Source organism: Pseudomonas citronellolis, from assembly GCF_029335315.1.
In the GTDB taxonomy this organism is placed as follows: Bacteria; Pseudomonadota; Gammaproteobacteria; order Pseudomonadales; family Pseudomonadaceae; genus Pseudomonas; species Pseudomonas citronellolis_A.
Genome location: NZ_JARJLT010000032.1, coordinates 1 through 25,971, shown reverse-complemented (window position 1 = coordinate 25,971; position 25,971 = coordinate 1). Strand labels below are relative to the sequence as shown.

General features: G+C 67.6%; 24 protein-coding genes. 13 read left to right on the top strand and 11 right to left on the bottom strand.

What is annotated here, in order from left to right:
• Together P3W75_RS02570 and P3W75_RS02565 are read left to right on the top strand one after the other, a co-directional pair.
• Positions 1–291, top strand: a 291-nt coding sequence (locus P3W75_RS02570) for a SoxR reducing system RseC family protein (RefSeq protein WP_276225807.1), incomplete at its 5' end; no start/stop codon positions are given.
• A 34-nt stretch (positions 292–325) separates the two neighbouring features.
• Positions 326–1,750: a DegQ family serine endoprotease gene (locus P3W75_RS02565; protein ID WP_276225806.1), complete on the top strand. Its 1,425-nt coding sequence runs from the start codon at positions 326–328 to the stop codon at positions 1,748–1,750.
• Between the two features lie 191 nt (positions 1,751–1,941).
• Here the strand turns inward: P3W75_RS02565 and P3W75_RS02560 are convergent, their stop codons facing one another.
• Complete coding sequence (locus P3W75_RS02560; protein ID WP_276225805.1) at positions 1,942–4,431, bottom strand: TonB-dependent receptor; 2,490 nt, start codon at positions 4,429–4,431, stop codon at positions 1,942–1,944.
• Positions 4,432–4,748: 317 nt separating this feature from the next.
• Here P3W75_RS02560 and lepA point away from each other — a divergent pair, with 317 nt between their 5' ends.
• The 7 genes from lepA to pdxJ all read left to right on the top strand — a co-directional run bounded on the left by lepA (position 4,749) and on the right by pdxJ (position 11,005).
• Complete coding sequence (gene lepA, locus P3W75_RS02555) at positions 4,749–6,548, top strand: translation elongation factor 4 (protein WP_276225804.1); 1,800 nt, start codon at positions 4,749–4,751, stop codon at positions 6,546–6,548.
• A gap of 5 nt (positions 6,549–6,553) precedes the next feature.
• Positions 6,554–7,408 (top strand): signal peptidase I, encoded by an 855-nt coding sequence (gene lepB / locus P3W75_RS02550; RefSeq protein ID WP_276225803.1) that lies wholly within the window; start codon positions 6,554–6,556, stop codon positions 7,406–7,408.
• A gap of 139 nt (positions 7,409–7,547) precedes the next feature.
• Entirely contained in the window at positions 7,548–7,925 is a 378-nt protein-coding gene (locus P3W75_RS02545; protein ID WP_276225802.1) for a DUF4845 domain-containing protein, read from the top strand.
• Positions 7,922–8,611, top strand: a complete 690-nt coding sequence (gene rnc / locus P3W75_RS02540; protein ID WP_276225801.1) for a ribonuclease III — start codon at positions 7,922–7,924, stop codon at positions 8,609–8,611. Before P3W75_RS02545 ends, rnc begins: the two co-directional genes overlap by 4 nt.
• Positions 8,604–9,512, top strand: a complete 909-nt coding sequence (gene era / locus P3W75_RS02535) for a GTPase Era (protein ID WP_276225800.1) — start codon at positions 8,604–8,606, stop codon at positions 9,510–9,512. The genes rnc and era overlap by 8 nt, the downstream gene beginning before the upstream one ends.
• Positions 9,513–9,564: 52 nt before the next feature.
• On the top strand, positions 9,565–10,269 hold the full coding sequence (recO, locus tag P3W75_RS02530; protein WP_276225799.1) for a DNA repair protein RecO: 705 nt from the start codon (positions 9,565–9,567) through the stop codon (positions 10,267–10,269).
• Positions 10,262–11,005: a pyridoxine 5'-phosphate synthase gene (gene pdxJ / locus P3W75_RS02525; protein WP_276225798.1), complete on the top strand. Its 744-nt coding sequence runs from the start codon at positions 10,262–10,264 to the stop codon at positions 11,003–11,005. Before recO ends, pdxJ begins: the two co-directional genes overlap by 8 nt.
• Before the next feature lie 106 nt (positions 11,006–11,111).
• Here the strand turns inward: pdxJ and cmoB are convergent, their stop codons facing one another.
• The 8 genes from cmoB to P3W75_RS02485 all read right to left on the bottom strand — a co-directional run bounded on the left by cmoB (position 11,112) and on the right by P3W75_RS02485 (position 18,902).
• A complete protein-coding gene (gene cmoB, locus P3W75_RS02520; protein WP_276225797.1) occupies positions 11,112–12,080 on the bottom strand; it encodes a tRNA 5-methoxyuridine(34)/uridine 5-oxyacetic acid(34) synthase CmoB in 969 nt (322 codons plus the stop codon).
• On the bottom strand, positions 12,077–12,817 hold the full coding sequence (gene cmoA / locus P3W75_RS02515) for a carboxy-S-adenosyl-L-methionine synthase CmoA (RefSeq protein ID WP_276225796.1): 741 nt from the start codon (positions 12,815–12,817) through the stop codon (positions 12,077–12,079). Before cmoA ends, cmoB begins: the two co-directional genes overlap by 4 nt.
• 113 nt (positions 12,818–12,930) lie before the next feature.
• Positions 12,931–13,503, bottom strand: a complete 573-nt coding sequence (locus P3W75_RS02510) for a hypothetical protein (RefSeq protein WP_276225795.1) — start codon at positions 13,501–13,503, stop codon at positions 12,931–12,933.
• 85 nt (positions 13,504–13,588) lie between these two features.
• A complete protein-coding gene (locus tag P3W75_RS02505; protein WP_276225794.1) occupies positions 13,589–14,338 on the bottom strand; it encodes a substrate-binding periplasmic protein in 750 nt (249 codons plus the stop codon).
• A 7-nt stretch (positions 14,339–14,345) separates the two neighbouring features.
• Entirely contained in the window at positions 14,346–15,005 is a 660-nt protein-coding gene (locus tag P3W75_RS02500; protein ID WP_276225793.1) for a lysoplasmalogenase, read from the bottom strand.
• 98 nt (positions 15,006–15,103) lie between these two features.
• Entirely contained in the window at positions 15,104–15,499 is a 396-nt protein-coding gene (locus P3W75_RS02495; RefSeq protein WP_276225792.1) for a protease inhibitor I42 family protein, read from the bottom strand.
• Positions 15,500–15,640: 141 nt separating this feature from the next.
• The gene (lon, locus tag P3W75_RS02490; protein WP_276225791.1) at positions 15,641–18,040 is read right to left on the bottom strand and encodes an endopeptidase La; all 2,400 of its coding nucleotides are present in this window, start codon (positions 18,038–18,040) and stop codon (positions 15,641–15,643) included.
• A gap of 55 nt (positions 18,041–18,095) precedes the next feature.
• Positions 18,096–18,902 (bottom strand): AraC family transcriptional regulator, encoded by an 807-nt coding sequence (locus P3W75_RS02485; RefSeq protein WP_276225790.1) that lies wholly within the window; start codon positions 18,900–18,902, stop codon positions 18,096–18,098.
• A gap of 79 nt (positions 18,903–18,981) precedes the next feature.
• On the opposite strand from P3W75_RS02485, the gene P3W75_RS02480 reads away from it, so the two are divergent.
• Complete coding sequence (locus P3W75_RS02480; protein WP_276225789.1) at positions 18,982–19,872, top strand: ATP-binding protein; 891 nt, start codon at positions 18,982–18,984, stop codon at positions 19,870–19,872.
• Positions 19,873–19,937: 65 nt separating this feature from the next.
• Positions 19,938–20,687, top strand: a complete 750-nt coding sequence (locus tag P3W75_RS02475) for an AraC family transcriptional regulator (protein WP_276225788.1) — start codon at positions 19,938–19,940, stop codon at positions 20,685–20,687.
• Between the two features lie 87 nt (positions 20,688–20,774).
• Here the strand turns inward: P3W75_RS02475 and P3W75_RS02470 are convergent, their stop codons facing one another.
• Complete coding sequence (locus tag P3W75_RS02470; RefSeq protein ID WP_276225787.1) at positions 20,775–21,848, bottom strand: ABC transporter ATP-binding protein; 1,074 nt, start codon at positions 21,846–21,848, stop codon at positions 20,775–20,777.
• 135 nt (positions 21,849–21,983) lie between these two features.
• The gene (gene argF, locus P3W75_RS02465) at positions 21,984–22,901 is read right to left on the bottom strand and encodes an ornithine carbamoyltransferase (protein ID WP_276225786.1); all 918 of its coding nucleotides are present in this window, start codon (positions 22,899–22,901) and stop codon (positions 21,984–21,986) included.
• A gap of 362 nt (positions 22,902–23,263) precedes the next feature.
• On the opposite strand from argF, the gene P3W75_RS02460 reads away from it, so the two are divergent.
• Complete coding sequence (locus P3W75_RS02460; protein ID WP_276225785.1) at positions 23,264–23,701, top strand: hypothetical protein; 438 nt, start codon at positions 23,264–23,266, stop codon at positions 23,699–23,701.
• A 201-nt stretch (positions 23,702–23,902) separates the two neighbouring features.
• Positions 23,903–25,971 (top strand): molybdopterin oxidoreductase family protein (locus P3W75_RS02455; RefSeq protein WP_276225784.1); only part of this gene is annotated, 2,069 nt, incomplete at its 3' end.

The window sequence follows — 25,971 nt, the reverse complement described above, 5'->3', positions numbered from 1 at the left end:
TGCGATCTGCAACTCGGCGTCGGCGACAGCGTGGTCGTCGGCGTGGGCGAAGAACTCTTGTTGAAGAGCGCCCTGATGTTCTATCTATTTCCCTTGCTCGGCCTGTTCGCCGCGGCGCTGCTCGCTCGCGGCGCCGGTCTCGACGAGCCGTGGTCGATCCTGGCCGGTCTCGTCGGTTTCCTGGCGACCTGGCTACTGGTACGGCGCCATGCCCGGCGCCATTCGGATGATCCGGCGTCGCAGCCGGTTGTGTTGCGCGCGCTGGTCACTGGGGCCGTGGGTCCCGCCTAAGTCAACTTCCCTTTGAATACGGGAGCAGTAGTCCATGCAAACCCTGAAACGCAGTATGGCCGCGATGGTCGCCCTGCTGGCCTTGAGCCTGTCGGTGGCCGCTCGCGCCGAATTGCCGGATTTCACCACGCTGGTGGAAAAGGCCTCGCCGGCCGTGGTCAACATCAGCACCACGCAAAAGGTGCCGGACCAGGTCGCCAGCGGGCAGATGCCCGACCTGGAGGGCCTGCCGCCGATGTTCCGTGACTTCATCGAGCGCAGCATGCCGCGTGGCCAGGGCGGCCAGCGCACGCCGAAGGGCGGCCAGCGCGAGGCGCAGTCGCTGGGTTCGGGGTTCATCATTTCCGATGATGGCTATGTGATGACCAACAACCACGTGGTCGCCGACGCCGACGAGATCGTCGTGCGCCTGTCCGACCGCAGCGAGCACAAGGCCAAGCTGATCGGCGCCGACGCGCGCAGCGACGTGGCCCTGCTGAAAATCGACGCCAAGGGCCTGCCGACCCTGAAGCTGGGCGACTCCGACAAGCTCAAGGTGGGCGAGTGGGTGCTGGCCATCGGCTCGCCGTTCGGCTTCGACCACTCGGTGACCGCCGGTATCGTCAGCGCCAAGGGGCGCAGCCTGCCGAACGAGAACTATGTGCCTTTCATCCAGACCGACGTGGCCATCAACCCGGGCAACTCCGGCGGTCCGCTGCTGAACCTGCAGGGCGAGGTGGTCGGCATCAACTCGCAGATCTTCACCCGCTCCGGTGGCTTCATGGGCCTGTCCTTCGCCATCCCGATCGACGTGGCGATGAACGTGGCCGACCAGCTGAAGAAAGGCGGCAAGGTCAGCCGTGGCTGGCTGGGCGTGGTGATTCAGGAAGTCAGCAAGGACCTCGCCGAATCCCTCGGTCTCGACAAGCCGGCCGGCGCCCTGGTGGCCCAGCTGGTGCAGGACGGCCCGGCGGCGAAGGGTGGCCTGCAGGTTGGCGACGTGATCCTCAGCCTCAACGGCCAGACCATCAACGAGTCGGCCGACCTGCCGCACCTGGTCGGCGGCATGAAGCCGGGCGACAAGGCGTCGCTGGAAGTCTTCCGTGACGGTTCGCGCAAGACCCTGGACATGACCATTGGCAACCTGCCCGATGAGGACGAGGAAGTCGCCGCCATCGAAGGCCAGGGCGCCGAGCGCAGCAGCAACCGCATGGGCGTGACCGTCGCCGACCTCACCGCCGAGCAGCGCAAGTCGCTGGATATCAAGGGCGGCGTGGTGATCAAGGACGTACAGGACGGTCCGGCGGCCATGATCGGCCTGCGTCCGGGCGACGTCATCACCCACCTGAACAACCGCCAGGTGGAGTCCGCGAAGAGCTTCGCCGATATCGCCAAGGGCCTGCCGAAGGACAAGTCGGTGTCCATGCGCGTACTGCGCCAGGGGCGCGCCAGCTTCATCACCTTCAAGCTGGGCGAATGACCGGCGACTGAGGGGCGAAAAAGGGCGGTGTGAACCGCCCTTTTTCATGCCCGTGTGTTAAGTCACAAGGCAGATGTGCCCTCAACGTAGGGCGCATAACCGTTCGCGGTTATCCGCCGCCGTCCTGAACCTTTGTGCCGGGGGAGGCGGCGGATAACGCCGTAGGCGTTATGCGCCCTACGGGGCTGGCTTCAGCGGAAGGCCCAGCGTACCCCGATCCACGCGGTGCGTGGCGCGCCCGGCGCGACGAAGGTTTCGCCCACGGAATTGCTGCGCCGACCGTTGACCGTGCCGTTGGCGGCGGCGCCGTCGGTGCGCAGCACGCCGCTGGCGTCGAGCGGATTGGCACCGAGCATGCCGGCGGTGGCGTACTCGCGGTCGAATAGGTTGTTCACCTGGGCGAACACGCGCCAGTCGTGGTTGATCTGGTAGGCGCTGTTGAGGTTGAACACGGTGTAACCGCCGATCTCGCCGCCGCCCTGGTAGAGGCCGCCACTCTGGTGCTCGTTGTTCTCGTTGCCGCGCACGTAGGAGCTGGAGACGCTGATGGCGTCGGCCCCCAGGCTCAGGCGCTCGTTCACCGCGTAATCGGCCGACAGCTTGAGGATGTTGCGCGGGATCAGCGGGATGCGGTCGCCGGGTTTCACGCCAATGGTGCCGTCGTCCGCGCTGCTGTTGGCTTCGCCGAGGAAGGTCTCGCTCGATCGGTAGGTGGCGTCGATGAAGGTGTAGTTGGCCGCCAGCGTCCAGTCCGCCCAGTTTGCGGCGATGCCGGTTTCGACGCCGCGCCGCCGGGTTTCGCCGACGTTGGCGAAGTAACCGCTGCCGCTGGTGCTGGACGAGACGAACATGATGTCGTCGCTGTTGCGCGAGCTGAACAGCCCGGCGTTCCACTGTGCGTTGTCGCCGATCCGACCGCGCAGGCCGGCTTCCCAGGTCCTGGTGACCACCTGTTCCAATGGTGGGTCGCCGGCCATGGAGTTGGGCAGGCGGCAGGGCGACTCGGGATTGGCGCAGCCCAGTTCGATGGTGGTCGGGGCGCGGCTGCCTTCGCTGTAGCCGACATAGGCGGTCAGTCCGGGGGTAGGGCTGAAGGTCAGGCCGACGGCCGGGTTGAAGCGGTTGAAATTGTGCTTGCCGCTGAGCGAGGCGTTTTCGTCGACGCTGTCGCCGGGGGCGTCGCCGTCGAGCTCGTAGTGGGTCTGTTGGTCGTGGTTTCTCACCGAAATGTCGTTGTAGCGCCCGGATAGCGTCAGGTCGAGGCCCGTGCCCAGGTTCAGGGTGTCGCTGCCATAGAGGCTCCAGGTGCGGGTATTGCCCTTCAGGCGCGCGGCTCGGTCGTCCAGATCGCCGTCGAGGTTGAAGGCGTTGCCGGCTTCGGCGTACACCCCGGTGCCGACGATGCCGCGGTCGGCGGTGAGGGCGCCGTACTCGGCCGATTGGCGGAAGCGCACCTGGCTGTAGTCGAAGCCGCCGCCGAGGGCGTAGGTGTTGTCGCGGCCCAGCAGCCGGTTGCGCACCGATATCTGCTGGAACAGGCCGATGTTGCTTTGCGTGGTGCGGGTCCGGTTGATCATCCCGGTGCACTTTTCGCCGGGCTCGCCGCCCGGATGCAACTGGGCGGTGCAGGCCTGCAGGTTGGCGGCGGTGCTGTAGCTGCCGGCCGTCGGCAGGATGTTCTGGCCCGCCTCGCCGATGCCCTCGGGCAGCGCCTCGTCGTTGATGTCACCGTTGAAGGTGTCGGTGTCGATGTGGCGGTAGTAGAGGTTGCCCGACGCGCTGATGTCGTCGCTGTAGTCGTGATTCCACTGCAGGTTGAGGAAGTTGGCGGTGTTCTGCGTGTTGTCCGGGTAGGTGTAGACGCTGTCGCGGTCGCGGCGCAGGAAGCTCTCGGGGACCATGCCGTTACCGTTGAGGTCGCTGTCGGCGAAGCTGTAGGTCAGCTTCAGGTCGGTGGCCTCGCCGGTCCAGCCGAGCTTGCCGAACAGGTTGCCGGCGTCGGAATCGGAATGCTCGCGCCAGCCGTCCTCGGCGAAGCGGGTGGCGGCGAAGAACCAGTCCCATTGGTCCTGGCTGCCGCCGTACTCGACCTCGCCGATCCTGCGCCCGTAGGAGCCCAGGGTGGCCTGGAGCGCGCCACCGGGGTTGTCGCGGCCGTTCTTGGTCTGCAGGGACAGCGCGCCGCCCAGGGTGTTGAGGCCGAACAGCGGGTTGCTGCCGGGCATCAGCTGGGCGCTGGCGATGGCGTTGTCGGGGATCAGGTCCCAGCTGGTGACGTCGCCGAACGGCTGGTTCATGCGCACGCCATCGAGGTACAGCGACAGCCCCTGCGGCGTGCCGAGCAGCGGCGAGGCGGTGAAGCCGCGGTAGTTGATGTCTGGCTGCAGCGGGTTGTTCTGGATTTCGTTGACGTAGACCCCGGCGACCCGTCGGTTGAGGTAGTCGGCGACGCCGAGCGCCTGGGTCTTTTCCAGGTCGTCGCCGCTGAAAGTCTGCACCGGCGCGGCGATCTGGTCGCGGGAAACGCCCAGGGAGGGCAGGGGCAGGGTGCCGATGACGTCGCTCCGGCCCAGCGCCAGGGGCTGCTCGGTGTCCGCGGCGCCGGCGGCCAGTGGCAGGCCGCCGACGTGGGCCACGAGCAGGGCGAGGGCGCCCGTTCTGAAGGGATGGCGTCTGGGCATGGCGGGCTTCCTGGTTCTTGTTGGTGTCGTGGAATGGCGCGGCCGAATCGCTTCGCCGCACCCGGGGCGGGTGCGCGATCGCGGGGATGGAGGCAGGCGGTCTCGCGGGGCGTGCGGCGCTATCGAGGACACTAGGGCGGCGGGCGGGGAGGGAAAATCCTACATTGGAGGCGGGCGGCTAGTACCAACGTACTGGATGGTGGCCGCTGGGCGTCGGCCGGCTGCGCCTCAGGGTGACGCGTGGCGGCGAATTCAGGTAAACTCCCCGGCTATTTTTCGGCGGATCGCCGCCTTCAGCCTTCCGAGTGTGTCAAGCCGTGAGTGACCTGAGTCATATCCGCAATTTCTCCATCATCGCCCACATCGACCATGGCAAGTCGACCCTGGCCGACCGCTTCATCCAGATGTGCGGTGGTCTTTCCGACCGCGAGATGGAAGCGCAGGTCCTCGATTCCATGGACCTGGAGCGCGAGCGTGGCATCACCATCAAGGCCCATAGCGTCACCCTGCACTACAAGGCGCAGGACGGTAAGACCTACCAGCTGAACTTCATCGATACCCCCGGCCACGTCGACTTCACCTACGAAGTCAGCCGCTCGCTGGCCGCCTGCGAAGGCGCGCTGCTGGTGGTGGACGCCGGCCAGGGTGTCGAGGCGCAGTCGGTGGCGAACTGCTACACCGCCATCGAGCAGGGCCTGGAAGTCATGCCGGTGCTGAACAAGATGGACCTGCCGCAGGCCGACCCGGACAAGGTCAAGGACGAGATCGAGAGCATCATCGGCATCGACGCCGCCGACGCCGTGGCCTGCTCGGCGAAGAGCGGCATGGGCGTGGACGAGGTGCTCGAGCGCCTGGTCGCGACCATCCCGGCGCCCGAGGGCGAGATCGAGGCGCCGCTGCAGGCGCTGATCATCGACTCCTGGTTCGACAACTACCTGGGCGTGGTCTCGCTGGTGCGGGTCAAGCACGGCCGGGTTAAGAAGGGCGACAAGATCCTGGTGAAGTCCACCGGCAAGGTCCACCAGGTGGACAGCGTCGGCGTCTTCACCCCGAAGCACACCGAGATGCCCGACCTCAAGGCCGGCGAAGTGGGCTTCATCATCGCCGGCATCAAGGACATTCTCGGCGCGCCCGTGGGTGACACCCTGACCCTCAGCAACACCCCTGACGTGGAAGTGCTGCCCGGCTTCAAGCGCATCAAGCCGCAGGTCTACGCCGGCCTGTTCCCGGTCAGCTCGGACGACTTCGAGGACTTCCGCGAAGCCCTGCAGAAGCTGACCCTGAACGACGCCGCGCTGCAGTACGAGCCGGAAAGCTCCGAGGCCCTGGGCTTCGGCTTCCGCATCGGCTTCCTCGGCATGCTGCACATGGAGATCATCCAGGAGCGCCTGGAGCGCGAATACGACCTGGACCTGATCACCACGGCGCCGACGGTGATCTTCGAGATCGTGCAGAAGAACGGCGACATCCTGTATGTCGACAACCCGTCCAAGCTGCCCGACCTTTCGTCCATCGACGAGATGCGCGAACCGATCTGCCGCGCCACCATCCTTGTGCCTCAGGAGCACCTGGGCAACGTCATTACCCTGTGCATCGAGAAACGCGGTGTGCAGCGCGACATGCACTTCCTCAGCGGCCAGGTCCAGGTGATCTACGACATGCCGATGAACGAAGTGGTGCTGGACTTCTTCGATCGCCTGAAGTCGACCAGCCGTGGCTACGCGTCGCTGGACTATAGCTTCGACCGCTTCGAGCCGGCCAACCTGGTCCGCCTCGACGTGCTGATCAACGGCGAGAAGGTTGACGCCCTCGCGCTGATCGTCCACCGCGACAACGCGCCCTACAAGGGCCGTCAGCTGGTGGAGAAGATGAAGGAACTGATCCCGCGGCAGATGTTCGACGTCGCGATTCAGGCGGCCATCGGTGGGCAGATCATCGCCCGTTCGACGGTCAAGGCGCTCAGGAAGAACGTGCTGGCCAAGTGCTACGGTGGTGACGTGAGCCGTAAACGCAAGCTGCTCGAGAAGCAGAAGGCCGGTAAGAAACGGATGAAGCAGGTCGGTAGTGTGGAGATTCCCCAGGAAGCCTTCCTCGCCGTGCTCAAGGTGGACAGTTAGATTCTATGACGCTGAATTTCCCGCTGTTGCTGGTGATCGCCGTCGCTGTGTGCGGCGCCCTGGCCCTGGTCGACCTGGTGCTTTTCGCGCCGCGCCGCCGGGCCGCCATTTCCGCCTACCAGGGCTCGGTCGGCGAGCCCGACCCGGAAGTGCTCGACAAGCTGAACAAGGAACCCGTGCTGATCGAGTACGGCAAGTCCTTCTTCCCGGTGCTGTTCATCGTGCTGGTGCTGCGGTCGTTCCTGGTCGAGCCGTTCCAGATCCCGTCCGGGTCGATGAAGCCGACCCTGGAAGTCGGTGACTTCATCCTGGTCAACAAGTTCGCCTACGGCATCCGCCTGCCGGTGCTGGACGCCAAGGTGATCCCGGTCGGCGACCCGCAGCGCGGCGATGTCATGGTGTTCCGCTACCCCAGCGACCCGAACATCAACTACATCAAGCGCGTGGTCGGCGTGCCGGGCGACCGCATCCGCTACACCAGCGACAAGCGCCTGTACGTCAATGACCAGCTGGTTTCCGAGCAACTGCTCGGCGAAGAACCGGGCAGCCTGGGCAGCGTGACCCTGTACAAGGAGAAGCTGGGCGAGGTCGAGCACCTGATCCGCAAGGAAATGACCCGCTACCGCGTCGAGCCGGGCAAGGAGTGGACGGTTCCCGCCGAGCACTACTTCATGATGGGCGACAACCGCGACAACTCCAACGACAGCCGCTACTGGAACGACCCGAAGATCCCGAAGGATCTGCTGGGCATGGTTCCGGACCGTAATATCGTCGGCAAGGCCTTCGCCGTGTGGATGAGCTGGCCGGATCCGAAGATGCGCAACCTGCCGAACTTCTCGCGGGTCGGCGTGATTCACTGATTGTGAGATGCGTCGAGCACCGGCCCTGGGGTCGGTGCTGGAACGAAGGGCGGGGCGGCGCGCGGGGAGCGGGTTCGCCCCGCTTGCACTTGGAACCGCCGGCGGCGGGAAATAAGAACGATACCGACATGAGGTCAGCATGAACTACGCAGGTTCGCAGAAGGGGATGTCGTTGCTGGGATGGCTGGTGGTGCTGGCCTTGGTGGCCTTCCTCGCCAGTACCGCGTTCAAGATCATTCCGCACTATCTGGACTATTACTCCATCGAAAAGGCCATCACGGCCGTGGAGACCGATAAAGCGGCCGATGTGCGCAGCGTTCCGGAGTTCTACGCTTACGTGGACAAGGCGCTGACCATCAACAACATCCGCGACCTGAACCTGCAGGACGCGCTGAGTGTGGAGCAGGACAACAACGAGTTCCGCGCGCACCTGAAGTATGAAAAACGCGAGCCGCTGATCGAGAACCTCGACCTGGTGGTCCATTTCGACAAAGAATTCCGTGTAAGAATGCCGTGAGCAATACCCTGGATCGACTCGAGCGCAAGCTCGGCTATACCTTCAAGGACCAGGACCTGATGGTCCTGGCCCTGACCCATCGCAGCTTCGCCGGGCGCAACAACGAGCGCCTGGAGTTCCTCGGTGACGCCATCCTCAACTTCGTCATCGGCGAAGCGCTGTTCAGCCACTTCCCGCAGGCCCGCGAGGGGCAGCTGTCGCGCCTGCGCGCGCGGCTGGTCAAGGGCGAGACCCTGGCCCTGCTGGCGCGTGGCTTCGAGCTGGGCGACTACCTGCGCCTGGGCTCGGGTGAGCTGAAGAGCGGTGGTTTCCGTCGCGAGTCGATCCTCGCCGACGCCATGGAAGCGCTGATCGGCGCCATCTACCTGGACACCGGCATGGATTCGGCGCGCGAGCGCATCCTCGCCTGGCTTGGCCCGCAACTGCGCGAGCTGACCCCGGTGGATACCAACAAGGACCCCAAGACCCGCCTGCAGGAGTTCCTGCAGTCGCGCGGCTGCGACCTGCCGCGTTACGACGTGGTGGACATCCAGGGTGAACCGCATTGCCGGACCTTCTTCGTCGAGTGCGAAGTGGCCCTGCTGAATGACAAGACCCACGGTCACGGCGGCAGTCGCCGCATCGCCGAGCAGGTGGCCGCGGCCGCCGCGCTGGTGGCCCTGGGCGTGGAGAATGGCCATGACTGAACAACACGACGACCTCAGCCGCTGCGGCTACGTCGCCATCGTCGGCCGCCCCAACGTGGGCAAGTCGACCCTGCTCAACCACATCCTCGGGCAGAAGCTGGCCATCACCTCGCGCAAGCCGCAGACCACCCGCCACACCCTGCTCGGGATCAAGACCGAGGGCGCGGTGCAGGCGGTGTACGTCGACACCCCCGGCCTGCACAAGGACAACGACAAGGCGCTGAACCGCTACATGAACCGCTCCGCCAGCGCCGCGCTGAAGGATGTGGACGTGGTGATCTTCGTCGTCGACCGCCTGCGCTGGACCGACGAGGACCAGATGGTCCTGGATCGCGTCGAGCACGTCAGTTGCCCGGTGCTGATCGCGGTGAACAAGGTCGACCGCCTGGACGACAAGGCCGAGCTGCTGCCGCATCTGCAATGGCTGGCCGAGAAGCTGCCGAAGGCCGAGGTCGTGCCGATCTCCGCCCAGCAGGGGCAGAACCTCGAAGTGCTGGAGCAACTGGTGGCCGAGCGCCTGCCGGAAAGCGAGCACTTCTTCCCGGAAGACCAGATCACCGACCGCAGCAGCCGCTTCCTCGCCGCCGAACTGGTGCGCGAGAAGATCATGCGCCAGCTCGGCGCCGAACTGCCCTACCAGATCACCGTGGAGATCGAGGAGTTCAAGCAGGAGGGCGCCGTGCTGCACATCCACGCGCTGATCCTGGTGGAGCGCGACGGGCAGAAGAAGATCATCATCGGCGACAAGGGCGAGCGCATCAAAAGCATCGGCCAGAACGCGCGCAAGGACATGGAAGTGCTGTTCGACTCCAAGGTCATGCTCAACCTCTGGGTCAAGGTGAAGGGTGGCTGGTCCGACGACGAGCGCGCCCTGCGTTCGCTGGGCTACGGCGACCTCTGATCCCCACCCCTGTGGCCCGCCCTGGCGGGCCGCCTGCCGGCCGCATTCGCGCATGAGCCTCGTCAGCGTTCCCCTGCCGTCCTTCATCCTGCACAGCCGGCCGTACAAGGAAACCAGCGCGCTGGTGGACTTCTTCACCCCCGAAGGCCGCCTGCGCGCGGTGCTGCGCGGCGCGCGCGGCAAGTCCGGGGCGCTGGCGCGGCCCTTCGTGCCGCTGGAGGCGGAGTACCGCGGGCGCGGCGAGCTGAAGAACGTCAGCCGCCTGGAAGCCGCCGGGATTCCCAACCTGCTGGCCGGCGAGGCGCTGTTCAGCGGCCTCTACCTGAACGAGTTGCTGATCCGCCTGCTGCCGGCCGAAGCCGCCCATCCCGAGCTGTTCGAGCACTACCGCGCGACCCTTCCGGCGCTGGCCGCCGGGCGCCCGCTGGAGCCCTTGCTGCGCGCCTTCGAATGGCGCCTGCTGGACGAGCTGGGCTATGGTTTCGCCCTCGATCGCGATATCGTCGGCCAGGACATCGTTCCCGGCGGCCTCTACCGCCTGCTGCCCGACGCCGGCCTGGAGCCGGTGGGCGGGTTCCAGCCGGGCCTGTTCCATGGCGCCGACCTGCTGGCCATGAGCGAAGCCGACTGGAGCGCCCCCGGCGCCCTGGCGGCGGCCAAGCGCCTGATGCGCCAGGCCCTGGCGCCGCACCTCGGCGGCCGACCGCTGGTCAGCCGCGAACTCTTCATGAATCGCAAGGAACCTCCCCGTGACTGAAGCCAACCGCATCCTCCTGGGCGTCAACATCGACCACGTCGCCACCCTGCGCCAGGCTCGCGGCACCCGCTACCCGGACCCGGTCAAGGCCGCGCTGGACGCCGAGGAAGCCGGCGCCGACGGCATCACCGTGCACCTGCGCGAAGACCGCCGGCACATCCAGGATCGCGATGTGCGCGTGCTCGCCGAGGTGCTGCAGACGCGCATGAACTTCGAGATGGGCGTGACCGAGGAGATGCTGGCGTTCGCCGAGCTGATCCGCCCGGCCCACGTCTGCCTGGTTCCGGAAACCCGCCAGGAGCTGACCACCGAGGGCGGCCTGGACGTGGCCGGCCAGGAAGCGCGCATCCACGCCGCGGTGCAGCGCCTGGCCGCGGCCGGCTGCGAGGTGTCGCTGTTCATCGACGCCGACCCCCGGCAGATCGAGGCTTCCGCCCGCGTCGGTGCGCCGGCCATCGAACTGCACACCGGCCGTTACGCCGACGCCCACAGCGTGGCGGAAACCACCCTGGAGCTGGCGCGCATCCGTGACGGCGTGGAGGCCGGCCTGTCCCACGGGCTGATCGTCAACGCCGGCCATGGCCTGCACTACCACAACGTCGAAGCGGTGGCGGCGATCGCCGGGATCAACGAGTTGAACATCGGCCACGCGCTGGTCGCCCATGCGCTGTTCGTCGGCTTCAAGCAGGCGGTGGCGGAGATGAAGGCGCTGATCGTGGCGGCGGCCAACCGCTGAGCCCGAGTACGGCGCAGGGCGGATAACCGTTCGCGGTTATCCGCCGATGGCCGTGGCGCGGGAGCCGACGGCGGATAACGCTTGGGGCGTTATGCGCCCACGCTCGCTAGGTCTTGCGTGCCACCAGGGTCGCGCGCAGCGGCGCCGGCAGGCCTTCGATGGTGCGGCTCTGGTCGTGCGGGTCGAGGAACTCCGGCAGCGACTGGTAGCGCATCCATTGGGTGGAGCGCTGTTCCTCCACCGTGGTGACGCTCTGGTCGACGCAACGCACGTCGCCGAACCCGGCGCGGCGCAGCCACAGCTCCAGGGCCGGCACCGAGGGCAGGAACCAGACGTTGCGCATCTGCGCGTAGCGGTCTTCCGGCACCAGCACGGTGTTCACGTCGCCTTCCACCACCAGGGTTTCCAGCACCAGTTCGCCGCCGCGGCGCAGGCAGTCCTTGAGCGCGTAGAGGTGGTCGATGGGCGAGCGGCGGTGGTAGAGCACGCCCATGGAGAACACCGTGTCGAAGCCTTCCAGCCGTTCCGGCAACTCTTCCAGGGTGAGCGGCAGGTGCCAGGCCGGCAGCTCGGGCAGGTAGCGCTTCATCGCCAGGAACTGGCAGAAGAACAGCCAGTTCGGGTCGACGCCGACTACGCTGCGCGCGCCGGCGCCGAGCATGCGCCACTGGTAGTAGCCATTGCCGCAGCCGACGTCGAGGATGCGTTTGTCGACCAGGTCCAGGTGCGGCGAGACGCGCTCCCATTTCCAGTCCGAACGCCACTCGGTATCGATGTGCACGCCGAACACATCGAAGGGCCCCTTGCGCCAGGGAATCAGGCCTTGCAGGGCGCCGCGGAGCGCGCCACGGGTGGCGTCGTCGCAGGCGCCTTCGAGGGCGAAGCGTTGCGCCAGTTCGGCGGTTTCGGCGCGCAGTGCGGGCAACTGGTCGACGGCGGTCAGCCAGCGCTCGAGGTCGCCATGGCCATCCTCCACCTTGCCGGCGAGTTGCCCGGCGAGGCTCTCGCTCCAGGCTTGCAGGGGCGTGCCGGCCAGTTCCCGGCGCAGGCTGTCGAGGGCGAAGCGTTCGATCATGGCAGGGCGACCAGGGAGCAGAAGTTCAGGCACTGGAACCACAGCACCACCTTGGAGAAGCCGGCCTGGGCCAGGCGCTCGCGGTGCTGTTCGAGGGTGTCGGGGCGCATCACGTTCTCGATGGCGGTGCGCTTCTGGGCGATTTCCAGTTCGCTGTAGCCGTTGGCGCGCTTGAAGTCCAGGTGCAGCTCGTTGAGCAGTTCCTGCTCGGCCGCGTCGCTGAAGCGCAGCTTCTCCGAGAGGATCAGCGCGCCGCCGGGCAGCAGGCTGGCGCGGATGCGTTCGAGCAGCTCCAGGCGCTGCTCCGGCGCGATGAACTGCAGGGTGAAGTTCAGCGCCACCAGCGAGCAGGGCTGGAAGTCCAGCTGCAGGATGTCCGCTTCCAGCAGCTCGGCCGGCAACAGCTCCTGGTACATGGCGTCCTGCGCGCTGAGGTATTCGCGGCAGCGTTCGAGCATCGCCGCGGAGTTGTCCACGCCTATCACCCGGCAACCGTCGCTCTTCACGTGGCGGCGCAGCGCCTGGGTGACCGCGCCCAGCGAGCAGCCCAGGTCGTAGATCAGGCTGTGCGGCCGGGCGAAGCGCGCGCCCAGCACGCCGATGTTCTCGACGATGGTCGGGTAGCCCGGCACCGAGCGCTTGATCATGTCCGGGAAGACGCGCGCGACGTCCTCGTTGAAGGTGAAGTCGGCGACTTGTGCCTGGGGTTGGGCGAAGATGCGGTCAGACTCGCTCACGCGGGGGCCTCGGTACGGCTATTGCGGATGGCCGGCGCCATGGCGACGCCGGGGTGCGCATTGTAGCCGAGCGGGGCGCGACGCCCCAACCTCCGGGCGACAAGCCCGGCGCCTCACTTGAGCTGGTCGGAGAAGTATTCGCCGGCGCCCTGCAGCGGGCCCAGCGGGTTCTTCTTGTCTTCCATGCGGCGGATGTTCGGCTCGCCGTTGCTGACCTTGTGCACCACCACGTCGTCGATCAGCACGAACACCGGGCGGAACGACCAGCCCTGGACCTGCCGGCGCTTGCGGAAGTTGAACATGTCGGCCCAGAAACTGCCCACGCGCTGGCTGTCGGTCTTGTTGAAGTCGAACGAGTAGCCGATGCAGCGATCCTTGGCCTGCAGGCAGGTCACCAGGCCGTCCGGCAGGTAGTCGATGGGGATGTTCGGCTGCACGAAGAGCAGGCGCACGTCGATGAACGAGAGCATCTTGGCGTTGCCCTGGGTCAGCGGGTCGAAGCCGAGGCTGAGCAATTGCGAACGCGTGGTCTTGCCGGGCACCACCTGTTCGAAGCGATGCTGCGCATCCTGATAGTCGATGAAGGGCGACTGCACCTCGGCGCGCTCGCTGGGCAGCATGCCCGTGCACGCAGACAGGATCAGGCAGGTTCCAAGCATCACCAGCAAACGGACTTCAGCACGCATGAAACCTCTCCATTCGAACTCCCTGGTATTTGATCTATAGACGATGGCGCAGCCATCTGCCGGACTTTTCTACAGGTCGAATGTGTCAGTCGACGGACACCAGATACTCACGCATCAACGGCTTCCAGGCGTCGCGTTCGCGCAGCCGGCGCAGGCCCTGGTCGAGTTTCGCCAGGCGCGCGTCGGCATCCTTCAGATGCGGGCTGAGGGCGACGTACATCGGCCGCTGGCTGGGCAGGCGGCCGGCGCTGCGGACCTGTGCCACGAGGCGGTGCCGCCGCAGGTAGTGGTCGACCATGCGGCTGTCTTCGAGGAACACGTCGATGCGTCCGAGCAGCAGTTTCTGCAGGTTGCGTTCGAGCACGCGCTCGCCGCTCAGCACCTGGATGCTGTCGTGGTCGTCGAGGTGGCGGTCGCGCCAGGCGTCCAGCTGCGCGCCATAGGAGTAGCCCTGCACCAGGCCCACGGCGAGGCCGTCGAGCGAGGCCGGGCCGCGGTACTGCCACTGGCTGCCGCTGCGGGTGTAGAAGCGCATGTCGGCCCAGGCGATGGGCTCGCGGCCGATCAGCAGGCCTTCGGTCTCCTCCGGGTAGGCGCCGATCACGCCGTCGACCAGGCCGTCGCGGGCCATCTGCAGCGCGCGCGACCAGGGCAGGGCCTGGAACTGCGGGCGCTCGGGCAGGGCCTGGTTCAGGCCGTCGAGGAGGAAGCCGGGCTTCTCCGGGGATTGCGGGCAGAGGTAGGGGCACCAGTCGTCACCGGCCAGGCGCAACGGCTCGGCGGTGGCGCCCAGGGCGGCAGCGCAGCACAGGGCGGAAAGGGCGGTGCGGAGCATGTCGTCCTCAGGTCGCGGGGTTCGTCTGCGAGTATGGCAGAGGCTCCCGACGGGCACTAACCGAGGCGGCGATGCCGAACTGGCCGAGCCAGTAGCTGAGCATGATGGCGTAGCCGGAGCCTGCGAACGGCGAGACGAAGCGGCTGATGCCGATCAGGCTGTCGGAGATCACGAAGAGCAGCGCGCCGGCCGCCGCCAGCCTTGCGCTGGCGCCGCCGGGGAGGCGCGCCAGGGCACGCCAGAGCATGGCGCTGATCACCAGGCTGTAGAGGCCGATGGGCAGGCGCAGCGGGCCGAGGCCGTGGCTGTCGAGCAGGATGAACAGGCCGCCGCCGAGCGCCGCGGCGAAGGCCAGGCCCAGCGGCACACCACGCCGCGTTTCGCCGAGGTAGGCGGCGAGGTAGGCCAGGTGGCCGAGGAGGAACGCGCAGAGGCCGGGAACGAAGGCGCCGATGGGCCATTCCAGCAGCACGTCGCCGAGCAGCGAGAGGCCCAGGCCGAGGATGATCCAGCGGCGGTAGGCGCCTCCTGGCGCCGCGCTGACCCAGGCCAGCAGCGCGAGGATCGGCAGCGGTTTGCAGAGCATGCGCAGCCAGGGCAGTTCCAGGGCGACGCCGAGCAGGTAGGTGAGGCCGCCGATGACGGCGAGGGGCAGCAGCCAGCGCATCTGTCGATCCTTGAGGGCGAAGGTTCGACGACTGTGCCGCAGCGCTGGCCGACGCCCCAGGCCGGGGGCGTCAGTTCGAGTGGTATTTGGTGCCGGGCTCAGCGCACCTTGAGCGCGCAGTCGAAGGTGCGCTCGGGGGCGACCTCGGCTTCCCAGGGCCGGTGGTAGGCGAGTTGCAGGCGGCCCTCGCCGGCGCCGGTGACCCGGAAGCGCCAGGTGGATTCGCCGGCGCTGCCGACCAGGCCGTTGTCCTCGGGGTTGCTGTAGACCTCCGGGCCGAGGCTGGCCAGCACGCCGCTGGCGGGGTCGCGCACTTCCCAGCGGAAGCCGGTGGTGGGGTTGCTCGGCAGCGTCAGCACCAGTTCCTGGCCCGTATGCAGTTCCAGCGGCTTGCAGTCCTTGTCGTCGTCCAGGCTGACCACGGGTTTCGGTTGGCTGGCGCAGGCGGCGAGCAACAGCAGGGGCAGGGCGAGCAGGGGGCGGAACGACGGCATGACGACTCCTCGGGCTGGTCCGGACAGTCGCGAGGATAGCGCAAAGGTTCGTGGAGGTGGGCGGGCGCGGTTCGCGAGCAAGCTCGCTCCTACGGGAAGGATCGGCTCTTCGTAGGAGCGAGCTTGCTCGCGAACCCAGCGTCAGGCCGGGAACAGCACCTTGGCCACGTCGCCGTAGCGCCGGGCGAAGTGCACCGTCAGGCCTTCCTTGAGGTAGTCCGGCAGTTCGGCGAAGTCGCCGCGGTTGGCCTCCGGCAGGATCAGTTCGTGGATCTTCTGCCGGCGCGCCGCGATGACCTTCTCGCGCACCCCGCCGATGGGCAGCACCTGGCCGGTGAGGGTCAGCTCGCCGGTCATCGCCACGCCTTTCTTCGGCGCCTGGTTGCGCGCCAAGGACAGCAGCGCGCTGGCCATGGTCACGCCGGCGCTGGGGCCGTCCTTGGGCGTGGCGCCCTCGGGCACGTGCAGGTGGACGAAGGCCTGGTCGAAGAAGTTGGCGTCGCCGCCGTATTTCTTCAGGTTGGCGGTGATGTAGCTGTAGGCGATCTCCGCCGATTCCTTCATCACGTCACCCAGTTGCCCGGTGAGCTTGAAGCCGCGGTTCAGCGTGTGGATGCGCGTCGCCTCGATGGGCAAGGTGGCGCCGCCCATGCTGGTCCAGGCCAGCCCGGTGATGACGCCGATGCCCGAGAGCAGCTGCTCGGTGCGGAACACCGGCATGCCCAGGTAATCCTCCAGATCCTTGGCGCCGATCTTCAGGTTCGCCTCCGGGTCGTCCAGCAGCCGCACTACCGACTTGCGCACCAGCTTGCCGAGCTGTTTCTCCAGCTGGCGCACGCCGGCCTCGCGGGCGTAGCCGTCGATCACCGCGCGCAGGGCCGCGTCGTTGATCGCCAGGCGATTCTTCGGCACCCCGGCCTTTTCCAGCTGCTTGGGCCACAGGTGGCGCTTGGCGATGGCCAGTTTCTCCTCGGCGATGTAGCCGGACAGGCGGATGACTTCCATGCGGTCGAGCAGCGGCCCGGGGATCGAGTCCAGGGTGTTCGCGGTGCAGACGAACAGCACCTTGGACAGGTCCAGGCGCAGGTCCAGGTAGTGGTCGAGGAATTCCACGTTCTGCTCGGGGTCGAGGGTCTCCAGCAGCGCCGAGGCGGGGTCGCCCTGGTAGCTGGCGCCGAGCTTGTCGATCTCGTCGAGCATGATCACCGGGTTCATCACCTCGACGTCCTTCAGCGCCTGCACCAGCTTGCCCGGCAGGGCGCCGATGTAGGTGCGGCGGTGGCCCTTGATCTCCGCCTCGTCGCGCATGCCGCCGACGCTGAAACGGTAGAACGGCCGGCCGAGGCTCTCGGCGATGGACTTGCCGATGCTGGTCTTGCCAACCCCGGGCGGGCCCACCAGCAGCACGATGGAGCCGGCGATCTCGCCCTTGAAGGCGCCGACGGCGAGGAACTCGAGGATGCGGTCCTTGACGTCGTCGAGGCCCGAGTGGTGGCGGTCGAGCACCTTGCGCGCGTGCTTGAGGTCGAGCTTGTCCTTGCCCAGCACGCCCCAGGGCACCGAGGTGGCCCAGTCGAGGTAGTTGCGGGTGACCGCGTACTCGGGCGAGCCGGTCTCGAGGATCGACAGCTTGTTCAGTTCCTCGTCGATGCGCTTGCGCGCCTGCTCGGGCAGGATCTTGCCGTCCAGGCGGGCGCGGAATTCGTCGGAATCGGCACTCTTGTCGTCCTTGGTGATGCCCAGTTCCTGCTGGATGGTCTTGAGCTGCTCCTTGAGGAAGAACTCGCGCTGGCGCTCGCCGATCTTGCGGTTGACCTCGGCCGACAGCTCTTTCTGCAGGCGCGCGACTTCCACTTCCTTGCGCAGCAGCGGCAGGACCTTCTCCATGCGCTTGAGGATCGGCACCGTGTCCAGCACTTCCTGCAGCTCCCTGCCGGGCGCGGTGGTCAGGGCCGCGGCGAAGTCGGTGAGCGGCGAGGGATCGTTGGGATTGAAGCGATTCAGGTAGTTCTTCAGCTCCTCGCTGTACAGCGGGTTGAGCGGCAGCAGTTCTTTGATCGCGTTGATCAGCGCCATGCCGTAGGCCTTGACCTCGTCGCTGGCGTCGTTGGGCGTGTGCGGGTAGTCGACCTCGACCAGGAACGGCGGGCGGTGACGCTTGATCCAGCCGCGGATGCGCACCCGCGACAGGCCCTGGGCGACGAACTGCAGCTTGCCGCCCTCGCGGCTGGCGTGGTGCACGCGCACCAGGGTGCCGTGCTCGGGCAGGCTGTCCGGGTCGAAGTGGCGCGGGTCTTCCGGCGGGTTGTCCATGAAGAACAGCGCCAGGCTGTGGTGCTCGGTCTTGGCCACCAGCTCCAGGGTTTCCGCCCAGGGCTCCTCGTTGACGATCACCGGCAGCACCTGCGCGGGGAAGAACGGGCGGTTGTGGATCGGAATCACGTAGACGGTGGTCGGCAGGTTCTGCCCGGGCAGCGCGAGGCCGGTCGCGCTGACCTCCTCGGCGCTGTGAATGTCGTGGATCTCGTCGTGGTCGCTCATGAGGCACCTGACTGATTGAACATGACAGTCTAGATGGGGAACCCGAGCGCGACTTTCAATTCCCCGACGAGCGTGGCCTGTTGCCGGAGGTTTCCCGCGCGCCGCGCAGGAAATCGCTGGGCGGCCGGCCGAACTGACGGCTGAACATGGCGCTGAAGGCGCTGGGGGTGGCGTAGCCGACTTCCAGCGCCGCCTCCAGCACGCTGGCGCCGCTGCCCAGCAGTTCCAGGGCGCGCAGCAGGCGGGCCTGCTGGCGCCACTGGCCGAAGGTCAGCCCGGTGTCGCGCAGGAACCAGCGGCGCACGGTCTTGGCGTCGACTCCGGCGCGCGCCGCCCAGGCCTCCAGGCCGGCGTCCAGGCCCATGTCGCGGCTCAGCCGGCGCAGGCGCGGCTCGTTGGGCAGCGGCAGGTGCAGGGGCAATGCCGGTTCGCTGGTCAGTTCGTCCAGCAGCAGGCGCAGCACGCGGCCGTCACGGCTGTCCGCCGGGACCTCGCCGGCGATGCCGACGGCGGCCAGGATCAGCTCGCGCAGCAGCGGCGAGACCGCCAGCACCGCGCATTCGCCGGGCAGGTGCGGGGCGCTGCCCGGCTCGATGTACAGGGTGCGCACGCGCACGTCGCCGACCATCCGCGTCCAGTGCTCGACCCCGGCGGGAATCCACAGGCCACGGTTGTCCGGCACCACCCAGATGCCGCCGGCGCTGCCCACCACCAGCACCCCGCGCACCGCGTAGAGCAGCTGCGCGCGCTGGTGGCTGTGGCTGGCCACCTGATGGCCGTCGGGGTAGTCCAGGGCCACGGCGGCCACCGGGCTGGCCGCGTGTTCGTCACCATGAAGGAAAGGGATGCCCGTTTCTCGCATGTTGTGGCCCATTTTGCGTTAGACGACCAGTCTGGCCGCTCATTAGCATCTCGCCAATCCCTCGTAGGTGGTTTTTTCCATGTCCGATCTCGCCAGCGCCCTGCAACCTCTCACCGAACAACTCAGCCGCATCGCCGACCTGCTGCAGCGCAGCCTGCCACCGGAACCGGCGCAGGCGCTGCAGGCGGATGTGATCGCCTACCTCTGGGAGTACCGCCCCCACGCCGGCGTGGCCCAGGCGCAGCTGACGCCGGTGCGCGAGCCGGCGCTGATCGCCTTCGACGACCTGCGCAACGTCGAGCGGCAGAAGACGCTGATCGAACGCAACACCCGCCAGTTCGTCCAGGGCCGTCCGGCCAACAACGTGTTGCTCACCGGCGCCCGCGGCACCGGCAAGAGCTCGCTGGTGAAGGCCTGCCTGCACGCCTTCCACGCCGAGGGCCTGCGCCTGATCGAAGTGGACAAGGAACACCTGGGCGACCTGCCGCAGATCATCGAGCTGGTGCGCCAGCGCCCGGAACGCTTCGTGCTGTTCTGCGACGACCTCTCCTTCGAGGATGGCGAAACCGGCTACAAGGGCCTGAAGACGGTGCTCGACGGCTCGGTGGCGGGGCAGGCCGGCAACGTGCTGATCTACGCCACCTCCAACCGCCGCCACCTGCTGGCCGAGCGCGCCGAGGACAACCTGGCCTTCTCCCGTGGCGAGAACGGCGAGTTGCACCCGGGCGAGGCGGTGGAGGAGAAGGTGTCGCTGTCCGAGCGCTTCGGCCTGTGGATTTCCTTCTACGCCTTCAGCCAGGACGAGTACCTGGAGGCGGTCGCGCGCTGGCTGCAGTCCCACGGCCTGGGCGAGGCGGACATCGAGGCGAGCCGCGCCGAGGCGATCCGCTGGGCCACCCATCGTGGTTCGCGCTCCGGGCGCATCGCCGCGCAGTTCGCCCGCGATTACGCCGGCCGACAGGCGCGCTGAGCGGTCACTGGGCAGGGGCCGGCAACTGGGCTAGAGTGCCGGCCAAATCCGCCTGACCGCCGCCGATGTTGCACGCCCGCCTCGCCCGCCTTTCCGAGCAGTCCCACGCTCACGACCACGCGCACCACCAGTTGGTGGTGGCCCTGGCCGGGCGCGCGGAATTCGAGGTGGAAGGCCGCGGCGGCGAGGTCTGCCGGATGCGCGCCTGCCTGGTGCCGGGCGACGCCGACCACGCGTTCGCCGGGGTTGGCGACAACCGCATGCTGATCCTTGACCTGGCCCCGCGCGACCCACAGGACGAGGACCGTGAATTGCTGGCGCGGTTGTTCGAGGCGCCGCGCTACCCGACCCTGGACGCCGACTTCCAGCACCTGCTCAGCTACGCCGGCGCCGAACTGGCGCGCTACGGCAGCGACCCGCTGCTGGCCCGCGCGCTGGGCGGGGTGCTGCTGCGCGCGCTGCACCTGCGTTTGTTCGGTGAACACTCGGCGCCGCCCTGCGGGCCGCTGGACCTGCAGCGCCTGGACGAGCACATCCGAACCAACCTGACGCGGCGCATCACGGTCGCCGAACTGGCCCAGGTGGCCTGCCTGAGCCCCAGCCATTTCCACGCGCAATTCAAGGACAGCGTCGGCCTGACGCCGCACCAATACCTGCTCAAGCTGCGTCTCGACGCCGCCGCGCGCCTGCTGCGCGAGAGCGACCTGGCGCTGGTGCGGGTGGCGGAGGAGTGCGGCTTTTCCAGCCAGAGCGCATTGACCACGGCGATGCGCCGCTACCTGGGGCTGACGCCGGGGGCCTTGCGGCGCGGCTGAGTTGCATCGCGGGGGAGCGGTCGTGCGCCCCCTATCCGGGGCGAGCTTGGCGTAGGGCGGATAACGTTCAACGTTATCCGCCGTCGATCAACCGTGCGAACCCAGCGCCACGCTGCCTTCGGCCTTGAACAGCACCAGATGGTCCGCCGCCACGCCGATGCCGACCTCTTCGCCGGGCTGGTGATCGGCGTGGCTGGGGAAGATCGATTCCAGCTGGGTACCGGTGGGCAGTTGCAGGCGGTACAGGGTTGCCGCGCCGAGGAACGACTTGCCGACGATGCGCGCCTTCAGTTCGCCCTGCGGGGCGTAGACCAGGTCGTCCGGGCGCAGCAGCACGTCCACCGCGCTGCCCTGGGGCAGGCCGTAGGCGCGGTTGCCGCGCAGCACGCCGAGTTCGGTCTGCACGCTTTCCGGGTCGAGCATCTGCCCGCGGATGAAGTAGCCCTGGCCGATGAAGCTGGCGACGAAGGGTGTCTGCGGCTCGTGGTAGAGGTTGAAGGGCGTGTCCCACTGCTCCAGGTGACCGTGCCTGAACACGCCGACCTGGTCGCTGACGGCGAAGGCCTCTTCCTGGTCGTGGGTCACCAGCACGGCGCTGGTGCCACGGGCCTTGAGGATTTCGCGGACCTCCTGGCTGAGCTTGCGGCGCAGTTCCACGTCGAGGTTGGAGAAGGGCTCGTCGAGCAGCAGCAACAGCGGCTCCGGTGCCAGCGCGCGGGCCAGGGCCACGCGCTGCTGCTGTCCGCCGGAGAGTTCATGGGGATAGCGGCGGCCGAGCTTGTCGAGCTTCACCAGTTCCAGCAGCTCGCGGACCACGCGCTGGCGCTCGGGATGCTTGCGGATGCCGAAGGCGACGTTGTCCTCCACCGTCAGGTGCGGGAACAGCGCGTAGTCCTGGAACACCATGCCGATGCGGCGCTTCTCCGGCGCCAGGGTGAAGCCGGGGCGCGAGATGGCCTCGCCGGCCAGGTGGATCTCGCCGGCCTGCACCGGTTCGAAACCGGCGATGGCGCGCAGGGTGGTGGTCTTGCCGCAGCCCGAGGGGCCGAGCAGGCAGCCGATGTCGCCAGCGTTGAGGTGCAGGCTGACGTCCTGCACCACGCGTTGCTGCCCATAGCCACAGGAAAGGTTTCTGAGTTCGAGCAACAGCGGACGGGTCATGGATCGGGCCGTGAAGAATCTGACGAAGCGGGGGAGTGTACACGCGGCGAATGAGAATTACTCGCCGCCGCCGCCCGCCGGGACCTCATGCCGCACGGAGGGTTGTGCTCCGTGCGGGCCGATCGGGAGGGCAAGTCAGGCGTAGTGGGCGTGTTCGACCAGCAGTTCGAGCAGCGCCTTCTGCGCGTGCAGGCGGTTCTCCGCCTGGTCCCAGGCGACCGAACGCGGGTCGTCCAGCAGGTCCTCGCTGATCTCCTCGCCACGGTGCGCCGGCAGGCAGTGCATGAACAGCACGTCTTCGGCGGCGGCGTCGAGCAGGGCGCGGTTCACCTGGTACGGGCGGAAGGTGCGCAGGCGCGCCTGGGCTTCGTCTTCCTGGCCCATGGAGGCCCACACGTCGGTGCTCACCAGATGTGCGCCGGCCACCGCGTCGCGCGGGTCACGGAACACGCGCACGCGCTCGCCGGCCAGGGCCAGCAGCTCGGCGCTGGGCTCGTAGCCCTCGGGGCAGGCGACGTGCAGCTGGAAGTCGAAGCGGATGGCCGCCTCGATATAGCTGTTGCACATGTTGTTGCCGTCGCCGATCCAGGCCACGGTCTTGCCGGCGATGCTGCCACGGTGTTCGTGGAAGGTCTGCATGTCGGCCAGCAGCTGGCACGGGTGCAGGTCGTCGGACAGGCCGTTGATCACCGGAACGCGGGAGTTGGCCGCGAACTCGGTGAGGGTGCTGTGGGCGAAGGTGCGGATCATCACCGCGTCGACCATGCGCGACATCACCCTGGCCGCGTCGGCGATGGGTTCGCCACGGCCCAGCTGGGTGTCGCGCGGGGACAGGAAGATCGCCTGGCCGCCGAGCTGGATCATCCCGGCTTCGAAGGAAATCCGCGTCCGCGTCGAGGCCTTCTCGAAGATCATGCCCAGCACGCGGTTCTTCAGCGGTTCGTAGAGTACCCCTCGATCGCGAAGGTCCTTCAGCTCGCTGCCTCGGCGGATCAGACCGAGGAGTTCGTCGGTCGTGTAATCCAGCATCGAGAGGAAGTGCCTAGCGTTCATGATTCAGTACCTACCGCTTGTTCTCTAGTGTGTGGCCGGAGGGTCTGGCCGGCTTTTTCGAGAAAAAACGGACTGAACCTGCGGCCTGACCGCATGCAGCGGAAATTTAGGGGGGAGGCGCGATCCTATAAGGAAATTACGCATCCACGCAAGTTTGCCGCGGAGCGCCGGTTGGCGGCACCTGCGGCGGAGTGCCCGGCCTCGACGCGGAACCCCGTGAAAGCTGCGCCGGCGCAGATTCAGGGGTGTAACGGAAAGCTCCTATGCGCTCTGGCGACCGGGACTACATAAGTGCAAGGGTTTCCCTTGATAGCTTCTCGCCGCCATCGAAACGGTGGCCTAGCCACAAGGAGAAACTTTCAATGAAGAAACTATGGATGAGTACCGCCCTGGCAGCGGTAATCGTGAGCGCCACCGGTTGCACCAGCTACAACGTCAACCAGCCGGTGGCGCCACTCGACGGAGCGGTCAAGACCGACCTGAAGGCCGACGTGCGCGTCGGCGAGCCGATCAGCGGGCAGTCCTCGGTGAACATCCTGTTCGGCATCCTCAAGCTGGGCGGCGACAGCCAGTTCGCCGATGGCGTGTCCTACGGTGGCAGTGAAGGCGGCTCCATGCTGAACGCCTTCGACCCGGTGTCCAGCGCCAAGTCCGCGGCGGCCTTCAAGGCCGTGAAGGCCTCCGGCGCCGACCTGATCGTCGCGCCGCGCTACGAGGTCTCGGTGCAGGACTACTTCCTGTTCAAGAAGGTCGACGTCAAGGTGACCGGCAACAAGGGCAGCATCACCGGCATCCGCTGATGCCGGTGCACGGTCGACGCACCCCATCCGTCGGCCGTGCCTCCCCGCAAGGTGGCGGACCGGTTCCCCGCCGGTCCGACTTCTTCTATATCCCCTGATTCACTGTGCTTAGGCTTGTGGCGTTCGCCGCCGCCCCGTTCCATAGTGCTTGCCTGAACAAGATCGGCCCGCGAAGGCCGGCGAGACGACAAGAGGCGAGCCATGAGCAAGACCCTCCACCACCGTGCGTGCCACCTGTGCGAAGCCATCTGCGGCCTGACCATCGAAACCGAGGGTGAGCGCATCCTGTCCATCAAGGGCGACGCCCAGGACAGTTTCAGCCGCGGCCATGTCTGCCCCAAGGCAGTGGCCCTGCAGGATATCCAGAACGACCCCGATCGCCTGCGCCAGCCCATGCGCCGGGTCGGCGAGCAATGGCTGCCGATCGCCTGGGACGAGGCCTTCGCGCTGGTCGCCGAGCGCCTGGCGGACATCCGCGAGCGCCACGGCAACGACGCGGTGGCCGTGTACCAGGGCAACCCGAGCGTGCACAACTACGGGCTGATGACCCACAGCAACTACTTCCTCGGCCAGCTGAAGACGCGCAATCGCTACTCGGCCACGTCGGTGGACCAGTTGCCGCACCACCTGGTCAGCCAGCAGATGTTCGGCCACGGCCTGCTGATCCCCATCCCGGACATCGACCACACCGGGTTCATGCTGATCCTCGGCGGCAACCCGCTGGCCTCCAACGGCAGCATCATGACCGTGCCGGACGTGGAGAAACGCTTGAAGGCGCTGAAGGCGCGCGGTGGCAAGCTGGTGGTGGTCGACCCGCGCCGCACCGAGACCGCGGCCATCGCCGACCAGCACCTGTTCATCCGCCCCGGCGAGGACGCGGCGCTGCTGCTGGGCATCCTCGACGTATTGTTCGGCGAAGGCCTGGGCCGCGCCAGCCACCTGCCGCTGGCCGGGCTCGACGACGTGCGCGCGGCGCTGCGGCCGTTCGACGTGGAAAGCATGGCGCGCCGCTGTGGCGTGCCGGCCCAGGACATCCGCCAGCTGGCGCGCGAGTTCGCCGCCGCCGAGCAGGCCGTGTGCTACGGGCGCATGGGCGTGTCCACCCAGCGCTTCGGCACCCTCTGCCAATGGCTGGTGCAACTGATCAACCTGGTGACCGGCAACCTCGACCGCGCCGGCGGCAGCCTCTGCACCACACCGGCGGTGGACCTGGTGGCGAGCACTTCCGGCGGCGCCTTCAACCGCTGGCAGAGCCGCGTTTCCGGCCTGCCCGAGTACGGCGGCGAGCTGCCGGTGGCGGCGCTGGCCGAGGAAATGCTCACCGCGGGCGAGGGCCAGGTACGCGCGCTGGTCACCGTGGCCGGCAACCCGGTGCTCTCCACGCCCAACGGGCGGCGCCTGGAGCAGGCCCTGGAAGGGCTGGAGTTCATGCTCAGCATCGACCTGTACATCAACGAGACCACGCGCTACGCCGACCTCATCCTGCCGCCCACGGCGCCGCTGGAGCACGAGCACTACGACACCACCTTCAACGTCTTCGCGGTGCGCAACGTCACCCGCTTCAACGAGGCGGTGCTGCCCAAGCCGGCCGGCGCCCTGGATGACTGGGAAATCTTCGTCGGCCTCGCCCGCGCCTACGCGGCGCGCACCGGTGTCGAGCTGAAGCCGACCCTGGCGCCGGAGCAGATGATCGACGCGGGCCTGCGCTTCGGTCCCTACGGTGACGCCAGCGAACACAAGCTCAGCCTGGCGCGTTTGCGCGAGCATCCCCACGGCCTCGACCTCGGCCCGTTGCGGCCGAACCTGGCGGCGCGCCTGAAGACCGCCAGCCGCCAGGTGGAAGCCGCGCCGGCGCTGTTCCTCGCCGACCTGGAACGCTTCGCCGAGGTGCCGCCGGCGGCGGAGGGGCAGCTGCTGCTGATCGGCCGGCGCCACGTGCGCAGCAACAACTCCTGGATGCACAACTACCACCGCCTGGTGAAGGGCAAGCCGCGCCACCAGCTATTGATGCACCCGCAGGACCTGGCCAGCCGCGGCTTGGTCGACGGCCAGCGGGTGCGTGTGCGTTCGCGGGTGGGCAGCGTCGAGATCGAGGTGACGGCCAGCGACGAAGTGATGGCCGGGGTGGTGAGCCTGCCCCACGGCTGGGGGCACGCGCGCCCCGGCGTGCAACTGAGCATCGCCAGCGGCCAGGGCGGCGCCAGCGCCAACGACCTGACCGACGAGCGCCACCTCGACGCGCTGTCCGGCAATGCCGCGCTCAACGGCGT

Excerpts from the sequence above, each read along its gene's own strand:
- P3W75_RS02560 (WP_276225805.1), bottom strand. The coding sequence starts at position 4,431 with ATGCCCAGACGCCATCCCTTCAGAACGGGCGCCCTCGCCCTGCTCGTG.
- P3W75_RS02460 (WP_276225785.1), top strand. The coding sequence starts at position 23,264 with ATGAAGAAACTATGGATGAGTACCGCCCTGGCAGCGGTAATCGTGAGC.
- P3W75_RS02470 (WP_276225787.1), bottom strand. The coding sequence starts at position 21,848 with ATGACCCGTCCGCTGTTGCTCGAACTCAGAAACCTTTCCTGTGGCTAT.
- recO (WP_276225799.1), top strand. The coding sequence starts at position 9,565 with ATGAGCCTCGTCAGCGTTCCCCTGCCGTCCTTCATCCTGCACAGCCGG.
- P3W75_RS02475 (WP_276225788.1), top strand. The coding sequence starts at position 19,938 with ATGTTGCACGCCCGCCTCGCCCGCCTTTCCGAGCAGTCCCACGCTCAC.
- cmoB (WP_276225797.1), bottom strand. The coding sequence starts at position 12,080 with ATGATCGAACGCTTCGCCCTCGACAGCCTGCGCCGGGAACTGGCCGGC.
- P3W75_RS02480 (WP_276225789.1), top strand. The coding sequence starts at position 18,982 with ATGTCCGATCTCGCCAGCGCCCTGCAACCTCTCACCGAACAACTCAGC.
- lon (WP_276225791.1), bottom strand. The coding sequence starts at position 18,040 with ATGAGCGACCACGACGAGATCCACGACATTCACAGCGCCGAGGAGGTC.
- P3W75_RS02565 (WP_276225806.1), top strand. The coding sequence starts at position 326 with ATGCAAACCCTGAAACGCAGTATGGCCGCGATGGTCGCCCTGCTGGCC.
- P3W75_RS02510 (WP_276225795.1), bottom strand. The coding sequence starts at position 13,503 with ATGCGTGCTGAAGTCCGTTTGCTGGTGATGCTTGGAACCTGCCTGATC.
- P3W75_RS02545 (WP_276225802.1), top strand. The coding sequence starts at position 7,548 with ATGAACTACGCAGGTTCGCAGAAGGGGATGTCGTTGCTGGGATGGCTG.
- era (WP_276225800.1), top strand. The coding sequence starts at position 8,604 with ATGACTGAACAACACGACGACCTCAGCCGCTGCGGCTACGTCGCCATC.
- P3W75_RS02505 (WP_276225794.1), bottom strand. The coding sequence starts at position 14,338 with ATGCTCCGCACCGCCCTTTCCGCCCTGTGCTGCGCTGCCGCCCTGGGC.
- P3W75_RS02500 (WP_276225793.1), bottom strand. The coding sequence starts at position 15,005 with ATGCGCTGGCTGCTGCCCCTCGCCGTCATCGGCGGCCTCACCTACCTG.
- P3W75_RS02485 (WP_276225790.1), bottom strand. The coding sequence starts at position 18,902 with ATGCGAGAAACGGGCATCCCTTTCCTTCATGGTGACGAACACGCGGCC.
- lepB (WP_276225803.1), top strand. The coding sequence starts at position 6,554 with ATGACGCTGAATTTCCCGCTGTTGCTGGTGATCGCCGTCGCTGTGTGC.
- P3W75_RS02495 (WP_276225792.1), bottom strand. The coding sequence starts at position 15,499 with ATGCCGTCGTTCCGCCCCCTGCTCGCCCTGCCCCTGCTGTTGCTCGCC.
- argF (WP_276225786.1), bottom strand. The coding sequence starts at position 22,901 with ATGAACGCTAGGCACTTCCTCTCGATGCTGGATTACACGACCGACGAA.